The sequence below is a fragment of the Flavobacterium sp. genome (assembly GCF_030146175.1).
Lineage (GTDB): Bacteria > Bacteroidota > Bacteroidia > Flavobacteriales > Flavobacteriaceae > Flavobacterium.
Genome location: NZ_JASLCE010000073.1, coordinates 49,489 through 68,274, shown reverse-complemented (window position 1 = coordinate 68,274; position 18,786 = coordinate 49,489). Strand labels below are relative to the sequence as shown.

The 18,786-nt window shown below is 35.8% G+C and carries 17 protein-coding genes; 9 read left to right on the top strand and 8 right to left on the bottom strand.

Annotated features, from left to right (window positions below; translation table 11 throughout):
- Positions 1-73 precede the first annotated feature (73 nt).
- The 6 genes from Q1R07_RS08965 (at position 74) to Q1R07_RS08940 (ending at position 7,422) form a co-directional block, all read left to right on the top strand.
- Entirely contained in the window at positions 74-1,303 is a 1,230-nt protein-coding gene (locus Q1R07_RS08965; RefSeq protein WP_300488840.1) for a WcaI family glycosyltransferase, read from the top strand.
- Positions 1,304-1,317: 14 nt separating this feature from the next.
- The gene (locus Q1R07_RS08960) at positions 1,318-2,331 is read left to right on the top strand and encodes an NAD-dependent epimerase/dehydratase family protein (protein ID WP_300488837.1); all 1,014 of its coding nucleotides are present in this window, start codon (positions 1,318-1,320) and stop codon (positions 2,329-2,331) included.
- A 58-nt stretch (positions 2,332-2,389) separates the two neighbouring features.
- Positions 2,390-3,724 carry an oligosaccharide flippase family protein gene (locus tag Q1R07_RS08955; RefSeq protein ID WP_300488834.1) on the top strand — a complete coding sequence of 445 codons (1,335 nt, stop codon included), beginning with the start codon at positions 2,390-2,392 and terminating at the stop codon, positions 3,722-3,724.
- A gap of 244 nt (positions 3,725-3,968) precedes the next feature.
- A complete protein-coding gene (locus Q1R07_RS08950; RefSeq protein WP_300488831.1) occupies positions 3,969-4,934 on the top strand; it encodes an NAD(P)-dependent oxidoreductase in 966 nt (321 codons plus the stop codon).
- 81 nt (positions 4,935-5,015) lie between these two features.
- A complete protein-coding gene (locus Q1R07_RS08945; protein WP_300488828.1) occupies positions 5,016-5,738 on the top strand; it encodes a glycosyltransferase family 2 protein in 723 nt (240 codons plus the stop codon).
- A 1-nt stretch (position 5,739) separates the two neighbouring features.
- Complete coding sequence (locus Q1R07_RS08940) at positions 5,740-7,422, top strand: hypothetical protein (RefSeq protein WP_300488825.1); 1,683 nt, start codon at positions 5,740-5,742, stop codon at positions 7,420-7,422.
- Between the two features lie 115 nt (positions 7,423-7,537).
- Here the strand turns inward: Q1R07_RS08940 and Q1R07_RS08935 are convergent, their stop codons facing one another.
- Positions 7,538-8,287 carry an FkbM family methyltransferase gene (locus Q1R07_RS08935; protein ID WP_300488822.1) on the bottom strand — a complete coding sequence of 250 codons (750 nt, stop codon included), beginning with the start codon at positions 8,285-8,287 and terminating at the stop codon, positions 7,538-7,540.
- A 255-nt stretch (positions 8,288-8,542) separates the two neighbouring features.
- On the opposite strand from Q1R07_RS08935, the gene Q1R07_RS08930 reads away from it, so the two are divergent.
- Together Q1R07_RS08930 and Q1R07_RS08925 are read left to right on the top strand one after the other, a co-directional pair.
- Positions 8,543-9,721 (top strand): O-antigen ligase family protein, encoded by a 1,179-nt coding sequence (locus Q1R07_RS08930; protein ID WP_300488819.1) that lies wholly within the window; start codon positions 8,543-8,545, stop codon positions 9,719-9,721.
- A gap of 9 nt (positions 9,722-9,730) precedes the next feature.
- On the top strand, positions 9,731-10,807 hold the full coding sequence (locus Q1R07_RS08925) for a glycosyltransferase (RefSeq protein ID WP_300488816.1): 1,077 nt from the start codon (positions 9,731-9,733) through the stop codon (positions 10,805-10,807).
- 28 nt (positions 10,808-10,835) lie between these two features.
- Here the strand turns inward: Q1R07_RS08925 and Q1R07_RS08920 are convergent, their stop codons facing one another.
- Positions 10,836-11,363, bottom strand: a complete 528-nt coding sequence (locus tag Q1R07_RS08920) for a hypothetical protein (RefSeq protein WP_300488814.1) — start codon at positions 11,361-11,363, stop codon at positions 10,836-10,838.
- A 159-nt stretch (positions 11,364-11,522) separates the two neighbouring features.
- On the opposite strand from Q1R07_RS08920, the gene Q1R07_RS08915 reads away from it, so the two are divergent.
- Positions 11,523-12,791 (top strand): O-antigen ligase family protein, encoded by a 1,269-nt coding sequence (locus Q1R07_RS08915; protein ID WP_300488811.1) that lies wholly within the window; start codon positions 11,523-11,525, stop codon positions 12,789-12,791.
- On the opposite strand, the gene rfbD is transcribed toward Q1R07_RS08915, so the two are convergent.
- From rfbD to Q1R07_RS08885, 6 genes are read right to left on the bottom strand one after another with little or no spacing between them, the layout of a single operon-like run.
- Positions 12,788-13,648 carry a dTDP-4-dehydrorhamnose reductase gene (gene rfbD / locus Q1R07_RS08910; protein WP_300488808.1) on the bottom strand — a complete coding sequence of 287 codons (861 nt, stop codon included), beginning with the start codon at positions 13,646-13,648 and terminating at the stop codon, positions 12,788-12,790. The genes Q1R07_RS08915 and rfbD overlap by 4 nt on opposite strands.
- Positions 13,642-14,193, bottom strand: a complete 552-nt coding sequence (gene rfbC, locus Q1R07_RS08905) for a dTDP-4-dehydrorhamnose 3,5-epimerase (RefSeq protein ID WP_300488805.1) — start codon at positions 14,191-14,193, stop codon at positions 13,642-13,644. Before rfbC ends, rfbD begins: the two co-directional genes overlap by 7 nt.
- A gap of 4 nt (positions 14,194-14,197) precedes the next feature.
- Positions 14,198-15,058: a glucose-1-phosphate thymidylyltransferase RfbA gene (gene rfbA / locus Q1R07_RS08900; RefSeq protein ID WP_300488802.1), complete on the bottom strand. Its 861-nt coding sequence runs from the start codon at positions 15,056-15,058 to the stop codon at positions 14,198-14,200.
- 16 nt (positions 15,059-15,074) lie between these two features.
- Positions 15,075-16,091 carry a dTDP-glucose 4,6-dehydratase gene (gene rfbB / locus Q1R07_RS08895; protein ID WP_300488797.1) on the bottom strand — a complete coding sequence of 339 codons (1,017 nt, stop codon included), beginning with the start codon at positions 16,089-16,091 and terminating at the stop codon, positions 15,075-15,077.
- A gap of 2 nt (positions 16,092-16,093) precedes the next feature.
- Positions 16,094-17,080: a hypothetical protein gene (locus tag Q1R07_RS08890; RefSeq protein WP_300488794.1), complete on the bottom strand. Its 987-nt coding sequence runs from the start codon at positions 17,078-17,080 to the stop codon at positions 16,094-16,096.
- A gap of 15 nt (positions 17,081-17,095) precedes the next feature.
- The gene (locus Q1R07_RS08885) at positions 17,096-18,784 is read right to left on the bottom strand and encodes a hypothetical protein (RefSeq protein WP_300488792.1); all 1,689 of its coding nucleotides are present in this window, start codon (positions 18,782-18,784) and stop codon (positions 17,096-17,098) included.
- Positions 18,785-18,786 lie beyond the last annotated feature (2 nt).

Here is an 18,786-nt window from a genome sequence, read left to right as displayed (position 1 = left end):
GTGAATATCATTCAAAGTTATCATTCGAAAACGCAAAACACTAATGATATTCAGTCAATATTCATAAATAATTATGATCAAAGACATTACTTTTATTACCGTAAATTACGCCCCTGAAGATACTGCTATTGGTTTATACACCTCACAATTAGCCGAGTTCCTGGTTACAAAAGGATATAATGTTTCGGTAATAACCGGGTTTCCGTATTATCCAATGTGGAAAATTCCGGAACACTATCAGGACAAACCGCGCTTTTATTCGGAAGAAATTAATGGTGTAACCATTTACCGTTATAAGTTTTATGTACCGGAAAACCGGAATTTTTTCCACCGTATACTCCATATACTCTCTTTTAATTTCGGAAATGTCTTTAACCTAAAGAAAATCAAAAAGGCCGATCTGGTTTTTTGTAATATCCCTTTTACCACCAATGTGGTGCTTGGATTGTTTTTAAAAAGACGCCTGAAAGCCAAATTATGGACTTCCATTAAAGATTTTGAGTTCGATGCCGCCTATGAATCCGGTTTGCTAAAGCAAAATCCGATCTCCGCTGCGTTTAAAAAACTATTATACAAAATTGAAGCCTATCTGTTTGTAAAATCGGATATTATTAGTTCCATCAGTTTTAAAATGGTGGATCGGATTAAATTAAAAGCCCCTCAAACCAATCCTGTTTTTTTCCCGGACTGGGTCGATGTGGATTTTATAAATCCGGATAATTACAAGCAACACGACTATATTTCAAAAGATAAATTTACCGTTTTATACTCTGGCAATATCGGTCAGAAACAAAATTGGGAAGTTTATATTAACTTAGCCAAAAAGTTGCAGCAGTTCCCGGACATCGATTTTGTATTGGTGGGCGAAGGTGCTTATAAAAATGAGTTGCTTCAGGTTTTAAAAGACAATAACCTGATGGGATTCATTCGCTATTACGAACCGATACCCTATGAGGATCTGTCGAATTTATTATGTAGCGCCGATTTACATGTGCTATTTCAGAAATCTGATGTGATCGATTCGGTTATGCCTTCAAAAATATTAGGGATGATGAGTAGCGCGCGACCATCGGTTATCACTGGTGATCTGAGTTCGGAAGTGGCACGACATATTAACTCCTCGCAGGGATGGGGTTATTATACCAATGAAGACAGTGACGCCATTTACAATGCAGTGCTGACATTAAAGAACGATAAAAATTTACAAAAAGAAACCGGAGAAAAAGCGCGTGCCTATATGGTCGAGAATTTCTCCAAGAATATGATTTTAAATTCATTTATTGAAAAGATCAATACATTATAATTAATACTATAATTATGAAAAAAATAATAGTTTTAGGTGGAGGTGGTTTTATTGGAGGCCATTTGGCAAAACGATTAAAAAATGAAGGAAATTTTGTCCGCATTTGCGATATAAAAAATCATGAATATTTTGCACACGAGGAAATCTGTGATGAATTTATAAAAGGGGATCTAACCGATCCTGTTTTGGTTGCCCGCGTAATCGACGAAGGTGTCGATGAAGTATACCAGCTGGCTGCCGATATGGGTGGTGCCGGTTATATCTTTACCGGAGAAAACGATGCGAATGTGATGCATAATTCCGCTATGATCAACCTAAACGTCGCCAAAGAATCGGTGGTGAAAAAGGTGAAAAAAGTTTTTTATTCGTCTTCAGCCTGTATGTATCCGGAATACAACCAATTGGATCCATCCAACCCGAACTGTGAAGAGTCATCGGCCTATCCGGCAAATCCGGATTCGGAATATGGTTGGGAAAAATTATTTTCCGAAAGATTATTCCTGGCTTTTAACCGAAACTATAAATTAGATGTTCGCGTAGCGCGTTTTCACAATATTTTCGGACCGCAGGGAACCTGGAAAGACGGTAAAGAAAAAGCGCCGGCTGCCATGTGTCGTAAAGTGGCCGAATCGGAACCGGGATCACAAATCGAAGTATGGGGCGACGGACAACAAACCCGTTCTTTCCTTTATGTTGACGAATGTGTGGAAGCGGTCTTGCGTTTGATGGAATCCGATTTCTTAGGTCCGGTGAATATCGGTTCGGAAGAAATGGTTACGATCAACCAGCTGGCTGAAATGGCAATCGCTATTTCCGGAAAAGATATTACGATTAAAAACATCGAAGGTCAGGAGTTTTTCGACAAATATGGTTTCAAATGTCCTACCGGTGTACGTGGTCGTAATTCCGATAACCGTTTGTACAAAGAAAAAATCGGTTGGGAAGTTTCAGAACCGTTACGTGACGGAATGGTGAAAACCTTTAGCTGGATTAACCAGATGGTACACGAAAACAGTTATAAAATATAATTTTCGCTGAAGCAAATTAATCCTTTCAACGGCTGTTTGAAAGTAGTACAATCGCGCTATGAACTCTAAAAGTCCTTTGGCTTTATTCCAAAAATTAAAAAACAATCATCTGTTGATGAGTGGTTTTTACAAAGGCGGTTCCGGATTAGCACTGTTTATTTCCATTCCATTGTTGATCAAGTATCTTGGGAATGAAGATTATGGCATCTGGGTTTTAGTGTTTACGGTTTTTCAATGGGTTTTACTTATGGATTTTGGAATCCAGAGTGCACTCAAAACAAAAATCCCGATTCTGCTTCACAATAACGAAATAGATTTAATAAAAGGCTATATTAAAAGCACCTATAAATATGGTGCTTATATAGCCTTATGTATTTTTATACTTGCCACGGCTTATGTGTCTCTTTTTGACATCAAAACGGCGCTGAATATCTCCTTTCACACCCGGTCGTTTGTCTGGCTTCTTTTTACGGTTAATATTTTCTTCTTTTGCTCCAATCTGGTTGCCGGTATCCATAAATCGTTGTATGTCGCTTATCTAAAAGGTAAATATGCCGAAGAATCGCTTGCCGTGAATCAGTTCGGTTTTCTGTTCCTGTTTGGTATTGCGATGTTCTTTTTTCCGGATATCCGTCCGGAATACAAACTGTTACTGGTTTCGGTTCTGAATGGCGGTTTCTGCTTGCTCGTAAATATCGGATATACGATTCGCTTCTTTAAAATGGAGCAATTAAATCTGAATACAAAACAAAAACCACCTAAGCATTTTATCCGTGAAACACTAAAAATCGGAATGAAATTTATGGTTATCCAATTGTGTATGATCTTGTTTTTTACGGTGGATAACTATATTATTTCGAACAATTTTAGTCCTAAAGACGTCGTTCCTTATGACTCGGTTAATAAAATCTTCCAACTTCCGGTAATGGTACTATTCGCAGCATTATCGCCTATGTGGTCGATGTTTGCAAAAGATTATGTTGAAAAAAAACGTCAGAATTTATTGTTGAGTTTTAAACGTTTTAATCTTTTTTCAATTGGGATAACCCTTGCTATTGCCATTCTGGCGCTTATCTGTCCGTTTATTATTTCGATATGGATTAAAGAACCGCTCTTGATTCCGGACAATCTTGTACTTTTGATAGCAATTATAACCGCTATTCGGATTTTCACTACGTTTTACACTAATTTCCTTAATGGAATTGGAAGGTTAAATCGTTATACTGTCATTATAGTAGTAAGTTTAATTGTAAAAATTCCTTTAACCTATTTTTTGATATCTTTAGGATACGGTATAAACAGTGTCGCTATTTCAACGGTATGTATCTTGATTTTTTGGCTCATTTTTATTCCTTTAGAATGCTATAGCATTGTTCGTCGTATTTCAAAATAGTTGGTTATCGATAGTGTGGATTTGGATTATAAAAAACAACGATTAAATACTGTGTTCTAAAATTTCTTTTATTTATATCTTTTTCCAGATGATTTTTATATGTAAAAGAAATCTTAAATTTGACAGCCCTATTCTTTTAAAACCCAAACAAAAAGAAACCAAGGTGTTTAAACAAAAGTACTTCCAATATAACGGCGTACTTTTTTAGTTTTGGGAACAGAATATTTTATTTAAAATTTAATTTATGTCAAAAATTCTTATCACTGGTGGCTCTGGTTTTATTGGTACGAACCTAGTAGAATATCTTAGTTTAAAAAATCATGATATTGTTAACTACGATATTAAGGAACCTAAAAACAAAGCATTTTTTAAAAACTGGGTTCAGGGTGATATTCTGGATAAAGAAAAACTTCAGGCTTGTTTCGATACATTTAACCCGGAATATGTAGTACACCTTGCGGCGCGAACCGATTTGAATGAAAATCATTCTTTAAAAGGATATGCTGCAAATATAGAAGGGGTTCACAATATTGTTGCCATTATTAATGCCTCAACTTCTGTTAAAAGAACAATATATGCCTCCAGTCGGATGGTGTGTCGAATCGATTATATCCCGAAAGATTTTAACGATTTTTGTCCGCCAAATCTATACGGGGAAAGCAAAATGATCGGCGAAAAATATGTAAAAGAAAATGCCAATCACGATTTTGTTGTCGTTCGACCAACTTCAATCTGGGGTCCTTATTTTGAAATTCCATATAAAACGTTTTTTGATACCGTTCGAAAAAAAATGTTTTTTATCCCGAAAAACCATAACCCGAAAAAATCGTTTGGTTTTGTTTTAAATTCCATTTTCCAATTGGAAAAAATGCTTTTTGCCCCTAAGGAAAATCTAAATCAATGTTATTATCTAACCGATTATCCGCCATTACAATTAAAAGAATGGGCGAATATGGTTTCAGCCGAATTTGATAACGGTAAAATAATGGAAATCCCAATGTTGCCACTAAAAATAATCGCCACATTTGGAGATCTGTTTTATAAAATGGGATGGAAAAATCCACCTTTAACATCGTTCCGATTAAATAACCTGATTACGCATATGGTGTATGACACTACCGATTTGGAAAAATTATGTGGCGATTTGCCGTATACCGTTCAAGAAGGGGTAAAAATGACAACGTCCTGGATGAAACAAAGCAATTCTTAAATAGTCGCCGCATTACATTAGAGTGCCACTAAACAGAATTACAATTAAATAATTATATGTATAAAAACTACTTTTTTAACTATGTTCCATAAATTGTCCGTAATTATTCCTGCTTATAATGAAGGAAAAACGATTCATTTGATACTTGATAAACTAAAAAAAGTAGTTCTTGAAAAGGATATCCAAAAAGAAATCATTATTGTAAACGATTGTTCAAAAGACAATACCGAAGAGGCTATTTTGAATTATATTTCAAATAACCCGGAGATGAATATCCAGTATTTTAAACACGAGGTTAATCAAGGGAAAGGAGCCGCTTTGCATACCGGAATTCAAAAAGCTACCGGAAATTATATGATCATACAAGATGCGGATCTGGAATATGATCCGGAAGAATATAACCTGCTTTTAAAACCGGTTTTATCCGGTTTTGCCGATGTTGTTTACGGTTCCCGTTTTATGGGCGGTAATCCGCACCGCATCCTGTTTTTCTGGCATACCATTGGAAATAAGTTTCTAACATTTCTTTCGAATATGTTCACGAATTTGAATCTTACCGATATGGAAACCTGTTATAAACTTTTTAATACACAGATTATTCAAAGTATTCCATTACGGGAAAAACGTTTTGGATTTGAACCGGAGGTAACTGCGAAAATTTCACGGGTTCCGAATATCCGTATTTATGAAGTTGGAATTTCCTATTATGGCAGAACCTATGAAGAAGGAAAAAAAATTGGGTGGAAAGACGGTTTTCGCGCTATCTATTGTATTTTAAAATATGGATTGTTTAAAATAAAGTAATATGTATGTTCTTGTAGTTTGCTTTCTGGTTATCAGCTTTATTTTTATCGTAATCGGTAAGAGTTTTGTATTGTATTTTGATACCAATGCAAAAGATAATTATTCGGCCACCGATTCCTTTTTTATCGGATTGTGTCTAACCGGAACTGTATTAAATATCTGGTCGCTATTTTTGCCGACCGATTTTTTCGCGCTACTCTTTCTGATTCTTTTAACTGCCTTTTTATTTTATCGCAATTCCGGTTATTTTATACCTAAGGTTAAAGCTTTGTTCCATCGGATAAAATCAGAAAAGCTTTTTTCGTTATTATTACTTGTTGCTACGGCAATACTCCTTTTGTTTGCCATTATACTTCCTAAAAATTTCGATACATTCTTATATCATGTAAATGCTATTCAGTGGAATGAAATGTATCGCGTCGTACCTGGATTGGCTAATTTTCACGATCGATTCGGATTTAATTCTTCCATGATGGTTTTGAGTGCCGCGTTTACTTTTAACGCGGTTTACAATCAGTATATTTTTGCCATTAGTTCTGTATCTTTTTTAGTGTTTTTTTTCTGGCTGTTACGTCACATTTATTTTCGAAAAGGCGCCATTGGTATTATGGCACTACTTTTTTTATATTTTTTCACGCAACAGTACGGTTCCGATATTTCGTCACCCAGTACCGATTTACTTCCAAATATTCTGGTTGGGTTCGTTTTACTTTCTTTATTGTTCGAAAACAATTCCCTGCAAAAAAAATACCTGCTTTATAGCATAATCCCACTTTTCAGTCTTACGCTTAAGTTATCGATTTTCCCAATTGCCTTTTTAGGACTTGCGGTGTTATTTAATGATTTTAAAAATGTTGTTCCTCGTTTGAAAAGTCTGATCCTACTCGGTTCTTTTTTATTGATTCCCTGGTTGATCCGAAATGTCATTTTAACCGGATATCTTGTATTCCCAATGGATCAATTGCATCTTTTCAATTTTGACTGGACCGTACCAAAAGAAATTATTTCGGAAACAACAAAAGGAATTTATTCGTGGGCCCGAATTCCTCATAGAGATTTTAACGAAGTGCTGGCTATGTCTTTCCAGGAGTGGTTTCCAATATGGTGGAAAGCCGTCGTACCCCATAATCGTTTCCTTTTTATTCTAGCAGCTCTTGCGCCTGTTTCAGCCGTTATCTATTTTTTCACCCGAGGAAAAGAAGTGAAAAAAATTGGGCTTCTTGTCACCGGAATTGCTTTTTCCGGATTCCTGCTTTGGTTGTTTACAGCTCCTGATTTCCGATTCTCTTTTTCTTTTATTCTGGTTCTGGCTTTTTTCCCTGTTCTGATACTACAGTCCTTGATCGAAAAGTTTAAAGTTGTTTTTAATCCTCTTTTAATCGTATCGTTGCTTTTTTCTTTTTATATGATCTATCAAAGTGCTTATGCGCTTTTTTGGGAAGATTTCCGCAGAGGAAAAGATATGACGCTGTTTTATTTACCGGCTGACATTTATTATGTAAAGAAAAAACGAAACATTAAATTTGACAGTCATATTCTTTTAACACCCGAACAGAAAAAAATTGAGGTTTTCGAACCCAATCCAAATCACTATCAGTGTTATGACAAGTTTCCATGTACCTGGTTTTTTAATTCGAATATTAAATTAAGAGGCGAGGATTTACAATCGGGCTTTAAATATTAAATGTTTCAACCGCATAAAAAAACGGTTTCTGATTTACAGAAACCGTTTTTTTATGATCTATTATTGCCTTTACTCAAAATAAAACCCAACGCTATCCAATGTATCGTTTCGGTTTTTATTTTCTTTTTAACGTGTTCTGATATAATAAATCTATTTCAATGTATTTATTATCTTTCCCAAGATTAAAGTCAAGCATTCCTGCCAGTTCAAAGGATCTTTCATTCAGAAACGTATTCACCTCCGTAAACGTCGGCTGGTTTTTATAAAGCTGTTCCAGATTCGCTTCGATTACGATATAATCGATATTCTTAATAGACTCTGTTCCGCCTCTTAAAACTTCCAGCTCATAACCCTGAACATCCAGTTTTAGCAAGGTGGTCTGATTTTTATTATGCAACTCCGCTGCGAAAATTCCGTCAAGTGTTTTTATTTCAACATCAATCTGATCTAAAGCATTTTCTCCTTTCGGATAATGAACATTTTCAGCACTAAGATCTAAAATAGAACTGATATGCCCGTATTTGTGTCGGTTGAATTTTATAGAGCCGTTTTCATTTCCAAGCGCCATATTGTGGGTTCTGATCTTTTCGTTCTTTTTGAACATCTCCTCAATTTTTGGATATAGATTGGGTAGTGGTTCGAATGAGTCTATAGAAGCATTGGGATAAAAGTGGTTGGCAACTTTAGAAAACTGGCCGGAGTTGGCTCCCACGTCGATTATTCTGTCCAAATGAGGAATCGACTTCTGTAAATTAGAAACGACTTCAAAAGATGCTATAGAATATATGTTCCCTTTTATAAATTGTAAAATCCATTTCGATTTAGTTACTACAAATAATTGTTTTATTATAGTAGAGTATTTCATTATCTCTTAATTTTAGTAATGCAAGTTATAATAAAACCGATACATCAAAAAATAATCTCTGAAAATAATTCATTTAATACTTTATGCTATTTCTTTTTTATAAAATTATATTTGCAATTATAGTACTGTATCACAATACCTGAATATTCTGATTATTAATTTATATTTAACGTCTGAATTATTGTCCCTCTGATCAACAGTAGAAAACAGTATTTTAACAACGTATTACATACGCCATAATAGCTAGATCATAAAATGAAAATATCTATACGCAAATATCTTTTATATTCTTCAGTTTTTGCAATTTTCACGGAGGCTTTCTTTTTCCACCTTATTATAGACTGGAAACTTTTATATCTGATCATTCTTGTTAATTATTTTTTATTGCTTAGAATCAAAAAGCTGAAATTTAATATTTATTTCTTGCTTTTATTATTAGGTTTCCTCGTACATGCTTTAACTGCGAATACCCTTATTGACATCCCCTACCGCTATGCCATTGCACAGTTGATCGGGATTTCCATTTTAGGAATATACTATTATAATTTTATTCCGCTTTACCCGCTTTCACAAATTAAATCGGTCTATTCAAAAATGTGTCTCTATGTGGCAATTTTGGGATATCCGCTCTATTTTTTAAATATCAATGTTAATGATGGTCGGCTACAAAGTATTTTCACAGAACCGGCTCACTATGCAATCGTTGTGATTCCTGCCTGTTATTATTTTTTTAAAGAAAAAAAATATTGGTCTTTTGCTGCAATATTCGGGACATTAATTCTATCAAACTCTTCTTTGGGTTATATCGGTTGTGGGTTAATGTTTATTGTTCCTAATATTTCCCTGAAAAGGATTTCTTACCTCGTTTGTTTACTTCCTGTTATTATCGGTATTTTCATCTATATCTATCAGGAGTATCCGTTTTTTAAATTAAGAGTTGAAGAAACATATGAATCATTAAACGTAATCAATACCGGAAAATTTGATAATAAAACCAACCTTAGTTCTTATGCGTTGATTAGTAATCTCTACGTTGCAAAAAATAATATTCAAGATCATCCCTTAGGTACTGGTATCGGAAGTCATATTCATATGCATAAGGAAGTTTATCTGAAACAAATGCGGCCTCCTCAGTATATTCGGACCCAAAACAAACACACCATTAATGCACCCGATGCCAATTCCTTATTTACACGAATTGTTTCGGAAATGGGAATATTCGGATTTTTACTGATTTTTGTATTGCTGTACCTTGCTTTCAATGTGTTTCAATACAAAGATATGGCCTTGGCTCAAGGTCTTTTTATTTATATTCTTTTAAAATTATTCAGAGACGGACATTACTTCCCTCCAGAATTCTTCTTTTTTATATGGTTATTATACTATTCGTTAAAAGAAAAAACAGCTCTAAATAATAATAAGCCTTTACCTTAATTAGACCTCATGAAAACTATATATCAGGTTGCCGAAAATGTTTCGTTTGACAGTGGCGGCGTTCGAACTGTTTTGGTTAATTTAAACAATTACCTCAATTCAGACAATCACTATAAATCTGTTATTCTTACCAATAGAAAAGAACCTCAGGATAATTATACTGTTTTTCCTACAGACAAGCCTTGGGATTATTCCAAAGAATTTAAGAATTATATCCATTCCAATATCACCCGTGAAACGCTTTTACATATTCATGGTGTTTTTATGTATACGCAGTATATAACCGGTAAGCTGGCAAAAAGCAAAAACATTCCTTATGTCATAACACCACACGGAATGCTGGAACCTTGGCATTTGGGTGAAAAAAAACTGAAGAAGCAAATTTATTTGGCGCTGTTTCTGAATACATTGCTGAAAAATTCTAAAATAATACATGCCATAACTCCTATCGAAAAAGACAATCTTTTTAAACTAACAAACCATAAAAATATTGTTGAGATTCCGAATCTACTTCATTTTTCCAATCTACCGGCAAATCTGAATTACAATCCGGATGAAGAGTATCTGTTGTTTTTAGGTAGGATTCACCCTAAAAAAGGACTGGATATTTTGATTGAATCGATGTGTAAGATTCAAGATAAAAAAATCAAATTAAAGATTGTCGGCTCCGAAAACGATTATTCACCGGAGTTGCGAAAACGCTGTCAGGAATTAGGGCTGGAAAACAGAGTGGAATTTGTGGGTGGTGTTTTTGGCGACGAAAAATACCGTCTTTATGCGAATGCAAAAGCTTTTGTAGCGCCTTCTTATTCAGAAGCAGTGGGTATGGTCAATCTGGAAGCTGCCGCTTGCAAAACACCGGTTATCACAACCTTCAATACCGGTATTAATCCGGAATGGAATGGAAACGGAGGGATAATGATTAATCCTGTTTTGACCGAGTTGACAGATGCTATAAATCAAGTAACCAGTTGGAGTACAAACGAACGGGAAGAAAGAGGCGTAAATCTTTCAGCTTATGTTTATCAAAATTATAGCTGGGAAAAGAAGGGCCATCTATGGAATGATCTTTATGATATGTTATAAAAAAAGGGGACTATTTAGTCCCCTTTTTTTATTTTACCAATACGGCTTCCAATTGTTCGTTTCCAACCATTCTTGGTGGATACTCCCCGCCGAAATTCATAATATATCGTAAGCCTTTCGGATCCCATCCAACGCTATTACCCATATCAAAGTATTTCGCATGCATGTTGTTTGATCCATCAATAACGACTTTACCATTGTTTAATACATTGATTCCTTTAATCGTTACGTATTTCTGTTCTTTATTCGAACTTAAATCCACCTGAACATTTTCCATACTTAAACCTTGTGGTACATCTATTTTAATGTTCTGCATATTTGGCTGGCCTACTATTTTAAATTTTGTAGGGTGGTCATAATCCCAGTACCCTGCTTTTTTAAACACTAATAGTAGTTCATCATCTTTTTCATAAATTGCATCAAGTGTGATCGCATAATTATCTGCTACTACCACTTCTTTTTGCTCAGAAGAAGTTTCCGCCTCTTCTTTTTTGTTATCTCTACCACAGGAGAATAAAAGAATACTACCTAAAAACAATAAGCCAATTTTTTTCATTTTTTCTGTTTTTGAATGAACAAATTTATCATATTTTTTTATATGTCTTAAAAAAATTTTATTTATTTAAAATAATATATTTGCCATTGAATCGACGCTTTGATGCGTCCTGACAGTCTATAATCAAAATATTGATTATCATATTAATACAATAAAAATATGCGACTACGTATAAAAGAAATCTCCGAAAAATTATTTTTATTTTTTATTCCCCTGCTTTTTATTTTCCCTTTCTTCAAAGAAAATATCTCAACCTTCTTTTTTATATTGGTTGCTTTAAATACCGGGCTTTACAGTTATTCCACGAAAAGCTATAGAAATTTTGATTTTAAAGTTTTATACCTAACCATTCCGTTTTGGATCATAACGGTGTTTAGTCTTTTGCGAATGGAACTGGTCGAAAATCTGGTGGCGATCAATCACGCTTTGTTTTTTTTACTGTTTCCGGTTGTTTTTTCATTAATCCCGAAGACGTTCTTTTCCGGTGAAAAAGTGAATCTGTATCTCACCATCTTTAAAAATACCTGTCTGATTATTGCCGTTAGTTATATCGTTGCATTTTTGTATAAATACGACTTTTCAGATTTCTTTGTATATCAGTATAACATTCCGAAATTCCGTGATTTCGTATATTCCGAAATTCCTTTTTTCCGAATACATCCGACGTATTATTCATCTATGATAATTGTGTGTACCGCTTTTAGTTTTAAAAAGGTGCTGGAAAAGAAAGCCTATTTCGAATTGTTTTATGTTGCAGCATTCCTACTGATTACCTTTTTATTGCTTTCAAAAATAAACATCCTCTTTCTGTTTGCCCTTTTAATTTGTATGCCATTAACACTGCGCCATTTTAGTCTGAAAAGAAAAGTAATGGTCACGGTTTCTTTTCTCTTACTCGGAAGCATTCTTGCTTTTTCGATACCCGGAGTTAAAAACCGATTTGTAGAAATGTACAACAGTTATAATAATCCGCCTAAAGGGCTTTCTTATGATTCTACAAATGTGCGTCTTTCGATAACGAAATGTAGTATCGAATTAGCTAAAGAACATTATTTGTTTGGAGTGGGTTTTGGTAAACTTCAGGAAAGTTTGGACGAATGTTATAAAACCAACTATGATTCTGATTTTTTTGTAACGATTAAGTACATGACGCATAATTACTTTTTATATATGCTTATTTCGGCAGGTATTTTCGCACTACTATTCTTCCTGTTTTATTGCTATAAAGTTTTTCGCGTTGTATTAAAAGTCGATCAGTTCTTACTCTATGTAATGACACTAAACATCCTGATCATTTGTTTTACCGAAGATTTCTTTTACAGACATTATGGTATTTTCTTTTTCCATCTGATTCTGATGACATTCCTTAGAAACGATGCTTTCCGGAAAAATCCGACTTCGGATGAATTAAAAAATCCTGAAAATTAAAGCTGCTGTAGTGCTTTGGATAACGATACTTCCCAATTGGTACTATCGGTTTTAAAAATGTTTTTGATTTTCTGCTTATCCAATACACTGTATTTTGGACGTTGCGCCGGTGTTGGATATGCTGTTGTAGGTATTGAATTTACTGTAATGGCGGTATGACTTAATTCGAATATTTTCTTAGCGAAATCGTACCAACTACATACGCCTTCATTGCTAAAGTTATAAATTCCATACGGTTTACTATCATTTTGAAAATCATAACGGATTATTGTAATGAGTGCTTCGGCCAGATCAACTGCATAAGTGGGTGTTCCAATCTGATCATCGACTACGTTAAGGGTATCCCGTTCGGAAGCCAGTCGTAACATCGTTTTCATAAAGTTGTTCCCAAATTCGGAATAGACCCAGGATGTCCTCACAATGTAGTATTTTGACCAGGTTATTTTTATAGCCTGTTCCCCTTCCAACTTTGTTTTTCCATAAACGCCTTTCGGATTGGGTATATCATCTTCAGTATAGGGCGTACTCTTTTCGCCATCAAAAACAAAATCCGTTGAAATATGAAGTAAAACGGTATTCGTTTTGGCGCAGGCTTCCGCCAGATTTTGCGGTCCTTTTACATTTACCTGAAATGCTTTTTCCGGCTCACTTTCGGCTTTGTCAACAGCAGTATAAGCCGCCGTATTAATACAGTAGGCCGGCTGTGTTTTCCGAAAAAAAGCAATAGTCTTTTCTGTATCCGTTATATCCAAATCAGCAGACGAAGCAAAAACAAAATCAATTTCCGGGTAGTTTTCCGAAATAGATTGTAATGATTGTCCTAATTGTCCCGACGAACCGGTTACCAGTACTACCATATCTTTCGGGCTTTATCAAATGTGGGCAAAAACTGGTCTTTTTCGGAAATCAATAATTCCGAAGCTTCCAGTTTCCAGTCAATCGACAGGTTCGGGTCATTATAAATGATTCCGCCTTCGGATTCTTTATTGTAAAAATTGTCGCATTTATAGAAAAAAGTAGCCGTTTCGCTAAGTACCAAAAAACCGTGTGCAAATCCTCTTGGGATAAATAACTGCTTTTGGTTTTCGGCTGATAATACTTCTGCTACATACTGACCATAGGTTTCCGACTCCGGACGGATGTCGACTGCTACATCCAACACTTCTCCCTGTAAAACGCGAACCAATTTTGCCTGTGCGTGTTCTCCGGTCTGATAATGTAATCCCCGTAGTACACCTCTGGACGAAAATGACTGGTTGTCCTGAACAAAATGAACGTCCTCACCGGTTCCATCGCGGAATGTTTTTTCATTAAAACTTTCCATAAAATAACCTCTCGCATCCTGAATCACTTTGGGTTCAAGTATATAACAGCCGGATAGTTTTGTAGGAGTAATCGTCATTTTTTTATTCTAATATGCTTAATAAGTGTTTTCCATAGCCGCTCTTTAATAACGGTTCCGCCAAAAGTTGCAATTGTTCGGCATCAATAAATCCCATTCGGTAGGCCGCTTCTTCAATGGCTCCGATTTTTAATCCCTGGCGTTCTTCGATAACCTGTACAAACTGTCCGGCCTGCATTAACGACTGGAACGTTCCGGTATCAAGCCAGGCGGTTCCACGGTCTAAAATACTCACCTGAAGTTTTTTTCTTTCGAGGTATTCTTTGTTTACATCGGTTATTTCCAGTTCGCCGCGATTACTCGGTTTGATATTTTCGGCTATCGAAACGACATCATTATCATAAAAATAGATTCCCGGTACCGCATAATTTGATTTCGGATAAATCGGTTTCTCTTCTATCGAAAGTACTTTCCCATCCTTATCAAAATCAACCACGCCATAACGTTCCGGGTCGTGTACGTGATAGGCATAAATGATCCCGCCATCCGGATTGTTATTCGCCTGAAGTAATTCGGCTAATCCGGTTCCGTAAAAAATATTATCCCCTAAAATCAGCGCTACTTTATCGTCTTTAATAAAATCTTTACCAATAATAAAGGCCTCCGCAAGTCCGTTAGGGTTTTCCTGTACGGCATATTCAAAACGACAACCCAGTTTACTTCCGTCGCCTAATAATTGACGAAAGAGTGGTAAATCATGTGGTGTAGAAATGATCAGTATTTCACGGATTCCTGCCCACATTAATGTCGACAGCGGATAATAAATCATTGGCTTATCATAGATAGGCATTAACTGTTTGCTCACGGCCAGCGTAAGCGGGTGTAATCTGGTGCCGGAGCCTCCTGCTAATATTATCCCTTTCATTTTATGAAATGCTTTATTATTTTTTGTCAAATTTGTTTAGATACCAGGCAATGGTTTTCCGAATTCCGGTTTCGAAATTTTCATCGGCTTTCCAGCCCAATTCCGTTTCAATCTTAGTTGCATCGATCGCATAACGCAAATCGTGTCCCGGGCGGTCTTTTACAAAAACAATCTGTTCTTGATAACGGCCTTCGGTTTTAGGTTGCATTTCGTCTAATAGCTCACAAATTGTATTGGCTATATACAGGTTGTTGCGCTCGTTTCGCCCTCCGATATTATAGGTTTCGCCTGCTTTTCCGTTTTTAAAAACCAACTCGATTCCTTTACAGTGATCCAACACATACAACCAGTCTCTTACATTTTGTCCATCGCCATAAATCGGAATGTTTTCTCCCGAAATCGCTTTGCGGATAATGGTTGGAATCAACTTTTCATTGTGCTGTTTCGGACCGTAATTATTGGAACAGTTTGTCGTTACCACCTGCATTCCATAGGTATGAAAATAACTTCTTACAATCATATCGGACGAAGCTTTTGAAGCCGAATATGGACTATTGGGCGCATAGGGTGTTTCTTCTGTAAACAATCCGGTGGCACCTAACGTTCCGTAAACCTCATCGGTTGAAATATGATGGAAACGCGATTGTTCATATCCTTCTTTATAGTGATTCGGTCCCGTCATCCAATGTTTACGAGCGGTATCCAACAGATTGAATGTTCCGATGACATTGGTTCGGATAAAAGCTTCCGGTCCGGAGATTGAATTGTCCACATGCGACTCGGCTGCAAAATGGATCACATCCGAAAAATCATATTTTTCAAAAAGCGTCTCGATCAACTCACGGTCGCAGATATCGCCTTGTACAAAAGTATAACGACTGTGATTGGCCACTTCTTCCAGATTGGCCAAATCTCCTGCATAGGTCAGCTTGTCTAAATTAACTACGTTTATATCCGGATTCCCTTCTATAAAATAGGTTACAAAATTGGCTCCTATAAATCCCGCACCTCCGGTTATCAGTATGTTTTTCATGCTTATACTAAGTTTCTTTTAATCATTTGTTTTTTATAGAAAGAACGCAGCATTCCGGCTAATAAAAACAATCCGACAAAAAGTACCGGCAAAATCAGTTTCATTTTACCATTAACCGATTTGGTATTGCGTACATTTATTGTGGAACTACTTTCTTTTATAATTTCTTTAAAATCATTCATCTGCACATTCAGATAGCCTAACTCATTTACCAATTGGTCTTTCGTTTTGATCACGTCATTTAACTGCGTGTTTTCATTATAGTAAACCAACTTATCACTTTTTTGTTGCGAACTGGTATTTTCCGAAAACTGGTTTAAAATCCCATTGATTTGGTTAACCGTTTCCTGATTTGTTTGAATTTTTAGCTCCAGATTTTTGATTTTTTCTTTCTGAACATTTTTATAATAATCACTATCGTTAAAGAACTTCATTAACGGTTCCAGTGTATTATTTCTTTGTGTTAATCCATGCGTTAAAAAAGATATCGTGTGGAATTTATAATTCTTACTTGTGATTTTGTCTTCCAATATTTTTTGCATATCGTTGTCTTCAGCCATCAATTTAATCATCTGGAAGTTCTCTTCACTATTATCGATAAAACGATAAATATCGATGATGGGTTCAATTTCAATCTTCGATATTTTCTTAGGTTCTTTTATACCTAAACCAGTTAAAAACGTATAATCACGTTCTTTAATTTTTGCATTTAATAACTCTACTTTGGCATACAAATAATCAACACTTTCAAAATTAGGAATTACTATTATTTGATTGCTATATACTTTTTCTGATTTATCCAGATAAAATCCTAATCCTGCTCCTATAATAAACAAAATGGATATGATTATTATATTGCGTTTTAAAAATAAGACACCATCGAAAATCCAGTCTAAAAAGTACTGAAAGGCATTTCCAATTTTCTTGGAAACTTGTGACAAATCGATTTCCTGATCTTCTGAATGCGTCGCGTTAGAGTTATTATTCATAGTAAGTGATAGGTTTTATTTTATATTAAAAATTTGCTCTAAAATCTTAATCGTAATTAAATACGTTGGTTTAACTCCGGTTGTTCCTAATCCTCCCGAAGCTAATGTACTTCCAGTTTCCAATGGGTTATCCGATGCATAATACGCATAGCGTACTTTTACATTTGACGGGATACTTTTTCTAATTTTGGAAGCCGACTGAATGGCTTTTTGATAGTAGGCTCCTTCCATTTCCAGTCCAATCACACCCCAGGTCGATTCGTGGAAAAATTTTAACAGGTCTTTATTTTGTAACGATGTTCCTAATACCGTTATCATTGGTCCTGCAAAAACCGGAATCTCATTTCCTTCAAACATTTCGGCCGAAAGTTCATTGTCAAACGGATAGTTATCTCCTGTTCCTTCGTTGATATGTGCCGATGGAATCATGATGTCGCCTTTTCCTCCTTCTAAAATACCGGCTTTACCCATAATCGAAACCGATTCTACGTTCAGGAATACTTTTTCCTGTCCGTCTTTATACGGTTTTAATAGTTCGTCGATCGTTTCGTAGGCCTGCTCACCAAAGGCATAATCCATCACGATAATCACCGGATGTTCGCCTTCGACTTTTGCATTAGGAAATGCCGATTTATTCCAGTCAATTTTTGCCGTATCGAAAATCTGAACGTCAATGTTGGTTCCCGAAGTATCCGGAAGCGAAATCATACCGTGTTTTATCGCGAATTCTTCCGCTTTCGCTCGTAAATCATTATTGGATGATTTGCTCAGTTCTTCGTAAATCACAAAATCCGACTGGTCTTTGAATTTCCCTTTTAATACGTGTGTCGCAAATAAGGAATTCATCACACTGTGCATATTCGCACTGATCACATGAATCGGACGGTGGATTAATTTATTTTTCAGTAAAACTTTTTTGATGTTGTTCGCCCAGATCTCTCCATGGATATGGTGTCCCAAACGTTCTCTCAGAATCGGGCTAAAAGTAATGGTTCGCTTGTTATTGTCGACCACCTCTTCTATCGCCAGTTTCCCTAACCAGTAAATGATGTGCAGAAAACGTTCCGGTGCTTGTTGGGTTGCAAAACTGTCGTAAATATCCAATACCTCAGCAAACGTTCTTCCTAAAATATTTGATACATGCGAAATCGCTTTTTCGCGTTCCACCAACGTCAGTTTTTTATTCTGAAGGATAACCTGCTCCAGTTTTTCCCAGTCACGTGTTAAACGACCATCTTCATCGATTAATACCCGGTCTTTGATTTTATGCGATTCGATAAAAATAAAAGTAAGGTGCGTTAAAATATCATAGATATCCGAACGGCCACGGGTAATTTCGATATTCATCTGCTCATCGTCGATACGGTAACAGTTTCGTCTTCTTTTTGGCGGTACTATCGCCTGAAAATGCGACTTCGAATACCCTTCATCCGAGGTCAGGTTGATATAACGGCATTCTTCAATACCAATGGGTAAACGCTCAATTACATATAGTAATCCGTTTAACTCTACTTTTTCTTCTGCAATCGTCCCATATATTTCCGGATGTAAAGACAATAACGCTTCGCGTAAAGTTTCTCCCGAAATACCCATGGGTTTATAGAATCCTCTGTTAAACAAATGGCGCATGGTAATGTACAAACGTTCAATTGCTGCCGATGATTCCTGTGCGCGTGAGCGCGAAATGTTTTTAATCTCTTTCATAT

Coding starts and splice junctions, on each gene's coding strand:
- Q1R07_RS08965 (WP_300488840.1), top strand. CDS start 74: ATGATCAAAGACATTACTTTTATTACCGTAAATTACGCCCCTGAAGAT.
- Q1R07_RS08960 (WP_300488837.1), top strand. CDS start 1,318: ATGAAAAAAATAATAGTTTTAGGTGGAGGTGGTTTTATTGGAGGCCAT.
- Q1R07_RS08955 (WP_300488834.1), top strand. CDS start 2,390: ATGAACTCTAAAAGTCCTTTGGCTTTATTCCAAAAATTAAAAAACAAT.
- Q1R07_RS08950 (WP_300488831.1), top strand. CDS start 3,969: ATGTCAAAAATTCTTATCACTGGTGGCTCTGGTTTTATTGGTACGAAC.
- Q1R07_RS08945 (WP_300488828.1), top strand. CDS start 5,016: ATGTTCCATAAATTGTCCGTAATTATTCCTGCTTATAATGAAGGAAAA.
- Q1R07_RS08940 (WP_300488825.1), top strand. CDS start 5,740: ATGTATGTTCTTGTAGTTTGCTTTCTGGTTATCAGCTTTATTTTTATC.
- Q1R07_RS08935 (WP_300488822.1), bottom strand. CDS start 8,287: ATGAAATACTCTACTATAATAAAACAATTATTTGTAGTAACTAAATCG.
- Q1R07_RS08930 (WP_300488819.1), top strand. CDS start 8,543: ATGAAAATATCTATACGCAAATATCTTTTATATTCTTCAGTTTTTGCA.
- Q1R07_RS08925 (WP_300488816.1), top strand. CDS start 9,731: ATGAAAACTATATATCAGGTTGCCGAAAATGTTTCGTTTGACAGTGGC.
- Q1R07_RS08920 (WP_300488814.1), bottom strand. CDS start 11,363: ATGAAAAAAATTGGCTTATTGTTTTTAGGTAGTATTCTTTTATTCTCC.
- Q1R07_RS08915 (WP_300488811.1), top strand. CDS start 11,523: ATGCGACTACGTATAAAAGAAATCTCCGAAAAATTATTTTTATTTTTT.
- rfbD (WP_300488808.1), bottom strand. CDS start 13,648: ATGGTAGTACTGGTAACCGGTTCGTCGGGACAATTAGGACAATCATTA.
- rfbC (WP_300488805.1), bottom strand. CDS start 14,193: ATGACGATTACTCCTACAAAACTATCCGGCTGTTATATACTTGAACCC.
- rfbA (WP_300488802.1), bottom strand. CDS start 15,058: ATGAAAGGGATAATATTAGCAGGAGGCTCCGGCACCAGATTACACCCG.
- rfbB (WP_300488797.1), bottom strand. CDS start 16,091: ATGAAAAACATACTGATAACCGGAGGTGCGGGATTTATAGGAGCCAAT.
- Q1R07_RS08890 (WP_300488794.1), bottom strand. CDS start 17,080: ATGAATAATAACTCTAACGCGACGCATTCAGAAGATCAGGAAATCGAT.
- Q1R07_RS08885 (WP_300488792.1), bottom strand. CDS start 18,784: ATGAAAGAGATTAAAAACATTTCGCGCTCACGCGCACAGGAATCATCG.